This is a genomic window from Actinomadura rubrisoli (genome assembly GCF_004349215.1).
Taxonomy (GTDB): domain Bacteria; phylum Actinomycetota; class Actinomycetes; order Streptosporangiales; family Streptosporangiaceae; genus Spirillospora; species Spirillospora rubrisoli.
The window spans coordinates 1-9,694 of the sequence record NZ_SMKU01000353.1; the positions used below are offsets into that span (position 1 = coordinate 1).

The 9,694-nt window shown below is 72.9% G+C and carries 8 protein-coding genes; 2 read left to right on the forward strand and 6 right to left on the reverse strand.

Features of this window, described 5'->3' with window-relative positions; translation table 11 throughout:
• Positions 1-266: 266 nt before the first annotated feature.
• Positions 267-833 carry a Uma2 family endonuclease gene (locus E1298_RS39070; RefSeq protein WP_131902428.1) on the forward strand — a complete coding sequence of 189 codons (567 nt, stop codon included), beginning with the start codon at positions 267-269 and terminating at the stop codon, positions 831-833.
• A gap of 5 nt (positions 834-838) precedes the next feature.
• Here the strand turns inward: E1298_RS39070 and E1298_RS39075 are convergent, their stop codons facing one another.
• The 6 genes from E1298_RS39075 to E1298_RS39095 all read right to left on the reverse strand — a co-directional run bounded on the left by E1298_RS39075 (position 839) and on the right by E1298_RS39095 (position 9,193).
• Positions 839-1,381: a methylated-DNA--[protein]-cysteine S-methyltransferase gene (locus tag E1298_RS39075; RefSeq protein ID WP_131902429.1), complete on the reverse strand. Its 543-nt coding sequence runs from the start codon at positions 1,379-1,381 to the stop codon at positions 839-841.
• Positions 1,382-1,473: 92 nt separating this feature from the next.
• Positions 1,474-3,603 carry a DUF6493 family protein gene (locus tag E1298_RS39080; RefSeq protein WP_131902430.1) on the reverse strand — a complete coding sequence of 710 codons (2,130 nt, stop codon included), beginning with the start codon at positions 3,601-3,603 and terminating at the stop codon, positions 1,474-1,476.
• 16 nt (positions 3,604-3,619) lie between these two features.
• Positions 3,620-6,400: a DUF7824 domain-containing protein gene (locus tag E1298_RS39085; RefSeq protein WP_131902431.1), complete on the reverse strand. Its 2,781-nt coding sequence runs from the start codon at positions 6,398-6,400 to the stop codon at positions 3,620-3,622.
• Between the two features lie 69 nt (positions 6,401-6,469).
• Complete coding sequence (locus E1298_RS39090; protein WP_131902432.1) at positions 6,470-7,903, reverse strand: SWIM zinc finger family protein; 1,434 nt, start codon at positions 7,901-7,903, stop codon at positions 6,470-6,472.
• Positions 7,904-7,949: 46 nt separating this feature from the next.
• A complete protein-coding gene (locus E1298_RS50810; RefSeq protein WP_243726082.1) occupies positions 7,950-8,117 on the reverse strand; it encodes a hypothetical protein in 168 nt (55 codons plus the stop codon).
• The gene (locus E1298_RS39095; RefSeq protein ID WP_243726083.1) at positions 8,114-9,193 is read right to left on the reverse strand and encodes a homocitrate synthase/isopropylmalate synthase family protein; all 1,080 of its coding nucleotides are present in this window, start codon (positions 9,191-9,193) and stop codon (positions 8,114-8,116) included. Before E1298_RS39095 ends, E1298_RS50810 begins: the two co-directional genes overlap by 4 nt.
• Before the next feature lie 62 nt (positions 9,194-9,255).
• Between E1298_RS39095 and E1298_RS50815 the strand changes: the two genes are divergently transcribed.
• On the forward strand, positions 9,256-9,694 hold a 439-nt coding region (locus E1298_RS50815; RefSeq protein ID WP_243726084.1), incomplete at its 3' end, for a helix-turn-helix transcriptional regulator.

The following is a 9,694-nucleotide window of genomic DNA, read 5'->3' on the forward strand; positions in this document are numbered from 1 at the left end:
GTCGTGAGCCCCTTCGCCGCGACCAGCCATCAGCTCTGCACCGGACGGCTGGCGCGCATCCTGGATGACGCAAGGCCGGAGGACCTTGAGGTCACCGAGGGCGCCAACGTGCCCCGGATTCGACCGACGCCGCGAGCGCTGCACCTCTAGAGTCTCTCGACGTAATCAAATAAACGCACAGTGTGGTCATCTTCGGGCGTTCGTCCGTACAGACCGGGTTCGGATGGAGGTGTTGAGGCGTGGCATCAGCCTTTCCTGCCGAGCCAATGCCTCATCGCGATGGTTTCACCGTCGAGGACTGGCTGGCGCTGCCGGAGAGCAAGCAGCGCGTCGAGTTGATCGACGGGTGTTATGTCGTGAGCCCCTTCGCCGCGACCAGCCATCAGCTCTGCACCGGACGGCTGGCGCGCATCCTGGATGACGCAAGGCCGGAGGACCTTGAGGTCACCGAGGGCGCCAACGTGCCCTGCGTCGACGAGGGAGCGATCCCGGACGTCGTGGTCGGGGACACCGCGATCATGGTCGCCGCGACCGTCGCGCTCGACCCGCGCCACATCCATCTGGTGGCCGAAGTGGTCAGCCCGGGGAGGAGCAACCGCCGGCGGGACTACACGGACAAGCCGCGGATGTATGCGGCGGCGGGCATTCCGACCTTCCTGCGGGTCGAGCTGACCGGGGACGGGGCTCCCTGCGTGGAGGTGCTCGTGCTCAAGGGGGGCGAGTACGTCCAGGCACAGCGGGTGTGCGCCGGGCGTGCGCTGCGACTGAGCGAGCCGTTCGAGGTCTCGTTCGATCCGGCTCGGCTCGCCGGGCCGCGCAGAGCAGGGGTTTGAAGGGTTTACGGGGGTTGGGTCAGGTCCCAGTCGAGGGTGGCGGGGACGGAGCCTTCCAGCGTGAGGAGCCAGCGCTTGACCTCGACGCCTGAGCCGCCGCTGTAGCCGCCGAGGCCGTTGGAGGCGACGACGCGGTGGCACGGGACGATCAGCGGGATCGGGTTGCTGCCCATCACCTGGCCGATGACCTGGGCGTGCACGCCGGTGCCGCTGCGCTCGCCCAGCTCGCCGTAGGTGAGGACGTTCCCGTACGGCACCGTCGTGTACAGCGTGGTCAGGACCTGGCGCTGGACGTCGGACGTGAGCCGCCAGTCGATCGGGAGCTCGAACGTCTTGAGGTCGCCGGAGAAGTAGTCGCGCAGGGCGGACAGTGCGGGGGCCAGCCGGTCGGGGGCGTCCACGACCGGGAGCCCCGCCGCCTTGGCCGTGCGGGTGCGCGCGGCAGGGGAGTCGTGGAAGTGCAGGGAGACGATCCCCGTCTCCGTCTCGCCCACGAGCAGGCGTCCGAGCACGGTGTCGACCGTGCCGAACGCGAGGGTGTCGTTCATGGTTCCAGCGCTCCTTCCCGACGGCCCGTCAAGCCTCCCATGCGGGTCCGTCATTTCTTTCAACACCGGCAGGCGCCCGGAGGTTGCGTGCTTCAAGGGCTTGTGAGGATGCGATGCAGGCGGGCCGCCTCCTGGACGAGGACGCTGGATCCGCCGCGTGCGGCGACCGCTTCGAGGGCGGGGACGGTGGCGCGTGCGCCGGCGTCGTGTGCGGTGCGAATGCCGAGGGTGAGGTGGGCGGCGGTCACCTCGCGGTGGGACGGCAGCAGGGCGGGCCACCAGTCGACCGGCCCGCAGTTGCCGGGCGACTGGGAGGCCGCCTGGGCGGTGAGGTCGCAGATGCGGGCGATGTCGGACGCCGCTGTCACACTGGTGAGCGCAGCCCGGCCGTCGCCGCCCGTGGCGAGCCAGGCCGCCACGGCCTGCCCGGCCCGGGACGCCAGGCCCTTCGCGCGGGTGACGGCGGCGGGATCGATCTCGCGGGGGACGCGGAGCATGGCCTGCGCGAGCTCGGCACGACCCGGTTGGACGCCCGCCGCCTCCAGCAGTTCGAGCCGTCCGACGAGGATGCCGGGATCGACATGGCCGCTGGGCGCCGTGGGGGTCGCGAGGAGGGCGGGCGCCTTGCCGACCGTGGACGCGATCTCCCGCATCCGCCAGGCGAGGAACCTGTGCGGCAGGGGCGTCGACGCCGTCCCCGCGTACCACGAGGTGCCCTTGAGGAAGGCCGCCCGCGCGTCGTAGAGGCGCACCGGGCGTCCGGGGAGGAGCAGGGCCCGCACGGAGAGCGGGACCCAGCCGTGCTCGTTGGCGAGGTGGAGGGCGCGGTCGTCCTCCCGGAGGACGACCTTGAGGAGCGCCTCGCGAGTCGCGCCGGGATCGTCGAAGGCGAGCCGGACGAGCCCGGACAGGAGGCGCTCAGTGGTGTCCCACGCCGGCTCGTCGCGCATGGAGACGGCGAGTTCGCCGGCCAGCTCGGACGGGGAGGTGATCGGAGGCGGCAGCTCGCGAGGGACGAACGGCGGCGCGCCTGAGGGCGGCAGGGCCGCGGCCCTGGCCTCGACGGGGCCGGCCACGGCGGCGATCGTGTCGCGCAGGTCGGCCGGAAGGTGGGCGGCCTCGGCACGGAGCCGCTCGCGGGCCTCCTGACCGGCGGCGGCCGCGTGCTTCGCCGCGATCCTGACGGCGCGCTCGCGGAGGTCGGTGGTGAAGGCGGTGGTGAGGGCGCGCAGGGACGCGTCGATCCGGTCGCGCTTGCGGGCCGTCCGATCGATCCAGGTGAGGGCCGTCCGGACGAGCTTCTTCTCAGGACGGAACAGCACCGCGGCGGCGGCTTCCTCAAAGAGCGCCTCGTCCAGGCGTCCGAGGTCGTCGGCTTGGCGGACCGCCCGCAGGGCCAGGTCGGCTACCGCGGGCGGCGCGGCGGGCAGAAGGCGGACGTAGTCGCGGGCACGGACGGCCGCTTCGTCGTCCGTGGGCTCCAGCATGCCGTGGAGCTGGACGAACCACCGCAGGGTGTGGGCCGTCCCGCCGCGCAGGAACCGGCGGACGCACCCGTCCAGCAGCACCGTGCGGTCAACGCGGCCGGTCCGGGCGAGCGCGGCCAGGGACGCACTCCAGGTGTGCGACGCCGCCCGTCTGGCGCGCGCGCCTTCGTTCGCCAGCGCGGCACCGACCCCTTCGGTCTCGAACAGCCGTGGCAGGAGCGCGTCCAGGAAAGGGTCGTCGGCGAGTGTTTCAAGGTGAGCGCCGTCCGTCACCCATCCGATGACAAAGCCGTCCGCCAAAGAGTGTGCGTCTGTTGTGAGCGTGGCCGCGACGTGCCAGAGCGGCTGGACCCGGCCGTAGGCGGCGTCGAGGCGCAGGCGGGCGGCGATGCGGTGCGCGACGTCGACGCGCCACTCGGCCGGACGGCCGGCGGTGACCGCGCGGAGAATCGAGCAGATGCCGGCGTACCTGTCCCGGGCCCAGCCAAGTGGCAGGTCGGAACGGCACAGCCAGGCGGCCGTCGCCCCGGCGCCGCCGATGGTGCCCGCACCGGCCACCACCAGCGGCTCCACCTCGTCCGTCAGGAAACCGCAGTCCGAGGCCGCGAGGAGCTCCTTCAGCAGGCCCGGGAGCTCCTTGGCCAGCGCGCGGCGGTCGGCCTCGGTGAGCGTGCCGAGCAGGGCGACGACGGTCCGGGTGTCGCCCGCGCGGATCGCGTCGTTCCACATCTGCATCGGCCGTCTCCAGGGGCTAAGGCGTGGTCAGGGTGCGGTGGAGGCGGGCGGCCTCCTTGACGAGGCGGCTGGTTCCGCCGCGTCCGGCGACCGCTTCGAGGGCGGGGATGGCCGCGCGCGCTTCGGAGGCCCGGGCCGTGCGGGTGCCGAGGGCGATCAGGTCATGGACGCCCGAGGGCGTGGGGCCGTCGGCCTCGGGCAGGACGTGGGGGAGCGCGGCGGCGATGGCCGTCCAGATGTCGGCGTGCGCGCCCGCGTCGGCGGCGTCGCCGAGCCCCTTGACGATCCGGGTGAGCTTGACGCGACGCAGGGCGGTGAGCCTGCCGAAAGCGTCGCCGAACTCGGCGGCGGGCAGGTGGCCGCGTCCGCTGAGAACCAGTAGCGCGTCGACGGCGTTGGCGCGCTGCTCCGGGCGCGGGCTCGCCAGCGCGTACGCGAGGAGGGCGCCGGTGGCGGCGCCGGCGGGACCGTCCGCCTCGGCGACGGCGACGACCGGCAACTCCTCGCCCCAGAGGATGGGCGCCTGCCCGGCCCAGGCGTCATCGGTGCTGCCCGCCGCGTACGGCAGCAGGTGGGCGGCGACGACCTCGCGGTGGGACGGCAGCGTGGGCGGCCACCAGGCGGTGGGCCCGTGGTAATAGGGCAGGTCCTTCCAGGACGTGTCCAGGGGGAGGTCGCAGAGGCGGGAGACATCGGACGGGGCGTCCCCGCCCGTGGCCACGACGGACAGCACGCCGTTCGGCGGATGGACGTCCCGGCCGTGGCGCCGCACGACGGACTCCTTGACGATCTCGCACTCGACGGCCGGATCGGCGAGCCCGCCGCCGGCGAGCCAGGACGCCACGGCCCGTCCGGCCTTGGACCCGAGCCCTTGCGCGCGGGCCACGGCGGCCGGGTCGATCTCGCGGGGGACGCGCAGCAGCGCCTGGAGCAGGTCGGCGGCACCGGGATCGGCGCCCGCCTCCTCGTACCGTCCGATCCGGTCGACCAGGACGCCCGGGTCGACATGGCCGGACGCGGAGGTCGCGGTCGCGAGCAGGACGGGGACCTTCCCGACGAGCGAGGCGGCCTCCTGCATCCGCCAGGCGAGGAACTGGTGGATCGGCGGATGGGAAGACCGTCCCCTGGCCCGCGACCGGCTCCTGCGGAAGGAAGCCAGCGCGCTATGGAACCATCGTGGCCGCCGGACGACGAACAAGGCCCGCACGGCCAACGCGACCCCGTCCGTGTCGTCGTGGTAGCGGGACTCGGCCGCCTGCGTCAACCCCGGGGCGGTTTCCTGAACGATCCGTCCCAAGGCTTCGGTGGTCCCTGCGAAGTCGCGAAAGGACAGCTCCACGAGCGCGGCGAGGAAGCGCTCGGTGTCAGCCCATGTTCGCGCGCCGCGGCCGGGGAACTCCTCGGCCATCTCGGCCGGAGAGCCGATCGGCGGCGGCAGCTCCCGAGGCCGGAACGGCGGCGGCCCGTCCGAAAGGGAAACGCCGCCAGAAGCCCCGCGTGTACGGGACGCGGCAGAGAGGCCGCTTCCCCCGAACGCGGCGTCGTCGTCCGGGGCGGACTCGGAAGAGGTGTCGCGCCGGCCTTCCTTGGCGCCGGTGTCGCTCGGGGCGGACGTGGCGGTGATCGGTTCGAGCAGGTCGGGCGGGAGGGGCGCGGCCGCCGACAGGACCTCGGCGCGGACCTGCTTGCCCGCCTTGCCCATGTGCTTCGCTGCGATCTTCGCGGCGCGTTCCTGCGTCTCGATGGCGTCGGAGTCGAAGACGGCGGTGACGGCGCGCAGCGTCGCGTCCACCCGTTCGCGCTTGCCGGCGGTCCGGTCGAGCCAGATGAGGGTGGCCCGGACGAGCTTCTTCTCTGGACGGAACAACAGTGCGCCGGCGGCCTCCTCGAAGAGCGCCTCGTCCAGCCGTCCCATGTCGTCGGCCCGGCGGATCGCGCGCAGTGCCAGGTCCGCCACATTGGGCGGCGCGGCGGGCAGCAGGCGGACGTAGTCGCGCACCCGGGCGGCCACCTCCTCGTCGGTGGGTTCCAGCGCGTCGTGCAGGCGGACGAACCAGCGGAGGGTGTGGGCCGTGCCGCCGAGCAGGAAACGGCTCAGGCAGCCGTCAAGCAGCGCCGCGGGGTCGAGCCGTCCCGCACGGGCGAGCGCGGCCAGGGAACCGGCCCACGTGTACTGGGCGCCTTCCTGGGCCATGCCCTGCTCGCCCCGCCCCGCGTCCCGGGCGAGGGCCGCGCCGACGCCGATCGCCGAGAACAGCCGGGGGACGAGCGCGTCCAGGAAGGGGTCCTCGGCGAGCGTCATGGGATGGACGTCGTCGGCCAGCCAGCCGACGACGAAGCCGTCCGAGACCGGGGGCGCGGCCTCGGCGGCCAGGGTGAGCGCCGCGGCGATGTGCCACAGTTGCGGCGTCCGCCCGGCCTGATCGCCGACGACCAGGCGTCTCGCGACGCGGCTGGCCACGTCGCCGCGCCACTTGGCCGGACGGTCGGCCGTGACCGCGCAGATCGCCGAGCACAGATCGGCGTACCGGTTCGCGTCCCAGCCGAGCCGCAGGTCGGTGCGGCACAGCCAGGCGGCCGCCTCGGCGGCGCCGCCGATGGTCCCCGCACCGGCCACCAGCAGCGGCCGCGTCACCTCATCGCTCAGGACCGCCGCCGCGCGCATCTCCTTCAGCCTGCCGGGCAGCTCCTTGGCGACCGCGCGGCGCTCGGGCCGGGGGAGTTCGACCAGCATCGACGTGACCGCCGGGAGATCACCGGCGTCGATCTTGGCGCGGATGTCGGGCCAGGTGTGCATCTGCCGCTTCCAGGGGTGCTAGGGGTTGACGGGCACGCTCTGCCCCGTGACCGGGCGTCCGGCCGCGGCCTAAGGCGGGAAGGTGCCGGGCTCCGCGCCAGCATTGCCGGTTTCCGCCCGCTTAGGTGCCGGTTTCTGCCACGGCGGGCCACCGGTCTCCGGGACGAGCCCGCCGTCCCGCCGGACGATCTTGGCGGCGAGGACGTGCTTGCACGGGCCGCGCTCGCCCCGATGGTCGAACCACCAGGGGCACGTGCAGGTCACACGGCCGCCGTCGTAGCGGACGCGGCGGTCGCTTCCGTTGCTCGTCACGATCGCCGTGTCTTGGTCGAGGAACCGGACGGCACCGTCCTCGACCAGCGCGCGCGCCGACCGCAGGCGCGGATTGAGGTTCGCCACGCGCGCGGGGTCGTAGGGAAGCTCGCGGTGGAAGAAGGCTGCCTCGGCGGCGTCGAACCCCACTCGTCCGGACGTACCGAGCTGGGTCAGCGCCGCCTTCGTCCGCGACAGGTCGAGACCGGACCGCTCGGAGAGGAGGTCTGGGTCGACGCGCGGCTCGAACGACAGCAGCGCGCCGACGAGATCGGCGTCGGCTGCGGCCTGATCGGTGGCGAGGTCCTCCAGCACGGCGCCCTCACCGGAGAACCCGCGCGAGTGCTGGGGAGACAGGGTCAGCACGTACCGCATACCGGGAAGTTCCAGCTCCCACACGCTCGACACCTGGCCGGACGGCGTGGGCGGGCCATATGCGCGCAGCGCGCGGGCGAAGCGCAGTAGCGGCAACATGGTGCGCAGCCGGTTAGGGTCGGCCAGGCACACCGCTCCGGCCGCTGGACGGGACGCGATCCGCATCGTCCGTCCGGAGGGGACCGCCCACAGGACGTCCCGCGCGCGCTTGGGCAGTGACCGCAGGAACCGGACGGCGTCCGGGGCGCTCAGTTCCGCGCGTGGGTCGAACCCGGCGGTAATCACCTGGACTTCGGCGAATCCCCGCAGCCACCGCTCCGGCAAGGGCACCTTCTTCTCGACCACCGCGCCGTCCAGCGTCGTCACCGCGAGTTCTTCGGCGCCGACCGCGAGATGCAGCGGATCCGAGCCGCCGACCCGGGCGAGGGCCTCCCGCAGCGGCCCGTTCACGTCCACGTTCGTGGTGCCCCGCTCGTGGACGTCCCCGTCCATCGCGGGCTCCAGCACGTCCAGCCGCGCGTACACCCCGCCGCAGGCCGAGAACGACTCCAGCCGGAGCCGGTCGCCGTTGCAGGTCACCACCGGGTCGCGGAACCCGGTGGGGCGCGGCTGGAAGTAGCGGGTCTGGGCGACGTCGGCCAGGGCGAGCAGCGCCGCCGCGGCCGGGGCCGCCTGCGTGAGGATGCCGCTGAAGAAGTGCGGATGCGGCCGCGGACCGGTGGCCGTCGTCCCGCCCGACGTGGCCAGGCCGAGGAGCCCGCCGTCCAGCGCGGATGGGCGCGCGTATGTGTAGGCATGCGCCGTGGTGGTCGCCATGCCCGAGAACGTAGAGCCCGCCGCTGACAAACCGGAGGCCGCCGCCCTAATCGTCGAGCTGACCGGGGAAGAGCAGCGCGAGCTCACGCGGGTAGCCGCCGATCAGCCGCAGCTCGTCATCGGTCAGCGGACGGCCCGTCTGCGCGTTGCAGAGCTGGACGAGCTTGAACGCGAGGTCCTCGTCCACGGGCTCGATGCCCAGGCCGTCCATCACGTGCCTGAATCGGCCTTGCCGCCGTACTCGCCGGTGAGGACGACCCGTCCCTGCCGCGCGTGCCAGTCCGCCGGGAACGGGCCGAGCGTCTCCTCGTCGTACAGCTCGTAGTTGCCGTGGTCTTTCAGCGCACCGTCCGCGTGGATGCCGGACTCGTGCGCGAACGCGTTCCGTCCCACACCCACCTGGTTGTAGGGGAGCGGCTGACCGAACGCGTAGCTCGCCCACAGCGCGAACCGGCGCGCCCAGGACATGTCGATCGGATCCCCGATCTCGGCACCGTGCTCTTGCAGGCCGAACCCGTGGCGGAACGCGAGGATCGTCGACAGCAGATCGGCGTTGCCCGACCGTTCGCCGATCCCGTTCACGCACGTGTTGATCCATGCGTCCTGGCCCGCCTCCAGGTCGCCGAGCGCGCCCGAGATGGAGTTGGCCACGGCCAGGCCGAGGTCGTTGTGGCAGTGCGTCTCGACGGGCATCCCCACCGTGGACGCCAGCTTGGCGAAGCGCTCGCGGATACGGTCTGGCGTGTCGCCGCCGATCGTGTCGCAGTACCGGACGCGGTCGGCGCCCGCCTCCTTCGCCGCCAGCGCGAACTCGGTCAGGAACCCGTCGTCGGTGCGCGAGCCGTCCTCGGCGTTGACCCCGACGGTCGCCGCCCCGCCCGCCTTCGCGGCGCGGACGGCCCCGGCCATCTCGCGGACGATCGCGGCCCGGTCCAGCCGTCCGCGGAACTTGTTCGCGATCATGTAGTCGGACGTGGAGATCGACAAGTTGTAGTGCGCCAGCCCGACGTCCCCCGCCCTCACCTGGACGGCCTTCTCCACGTCCTGCGCGACGCCCCGGCACCACCCCGACAGCCGCAGCCCGCCGAACGCGCCCGCCTCCGCCAGCGCGATCTGCGCCCGCACGTAGGGGACCTCATGGAACAGGAACGGGAACCCGATCTCCGACTGCGCCGCGCCCAGCCGTCCCAGATAGAAGTTGACCATCGTCTTGCCGAACTTCGACAGCCCGGTCCGGGCCGTCTGCACGCCGTCGCGGTTGGTGACGTCGAGGAAATGGATCTGAGGCATGCACCTCACATTGACATCCGGATCCATATGTATCAATATTGATCAAAATCAATGTCAGCGAGGTGGCAGTGGCAGAGGACGCGCAGGTGGAAGGCTGGATCGACGCGGCGGCGGCCGCCGACCGGCTCGGTGTGAAACCCGCCACGCTGTACGCGTACGTGAGCCGCGGCGTCCTCCGCCGCCGCCACGCCGCGGACGGCCGCCGCAGCCTCTTCGACGCGGCCCAGGTGGAGGAACTGGCCCGGCGCGGCAGACCCCGCCGCCCACCCGGCCCCGGCGAACTCGCGATCGAGTCGGCGATCACCGAACTGGGCCCCGACCGTCCCCGCTATCGCGGCCGCGACGTCCTGGAACTGGCCGGCGCCAGAACGTTCGAGGACGCGCAGGTGGAAGGCTGGATCGACGCGGCGGCGGCCGCCGACCGGCTCGGTGTGAAACCCGCCACGCTGTACGCGTACGTGAGCCGCGGCGTCCTCCGCCGCCGCCACGCCGCGGACGGCC

Coding starts and splice junctions, on each gene's coding strand:
- E1298_RS39085 (WP_131902431.1), bottom strand. CDS start 6,400: ATGCACACCTGGCCCGACATCCGCGCCAAGATCGACGCCGGTGATCTC.
- E1298_RS39090 (WP_131902432.1), bottom strand. CDS start 7,903: ATGGCGACCACCACGGCGCATGCCTACACATACGCGCGCCCATCCGCG.
- E1298_RS39075 (WP_131902429.1), bottom strand. CDS start 1,381: ATGAACGACACCCTCGCGTTCGGCACGGTCGACACCGTGCTCGGACGC.
- E1298_RS39095 (WP_243726083.1), bottom strand. CDS start 9,193: ATGCCTCAGATCCATTTCCTCGACGTCACCAACCGCGACGGCGTGCAG.
- E1298_RS39070 (WP_131902428.1), top strand. CDS start 267: ATGCCTCATCGCGATGGTTTCACCGTCGAGGACTGGCTGGCGCTGCCG.
- E1298_RS39080 (WP_131902430.1), bottom strand. CDS start 3,603: ATGCAGATGTGGAACGACGCGATCCGCGCGGGCGACACCCGGACCGTC.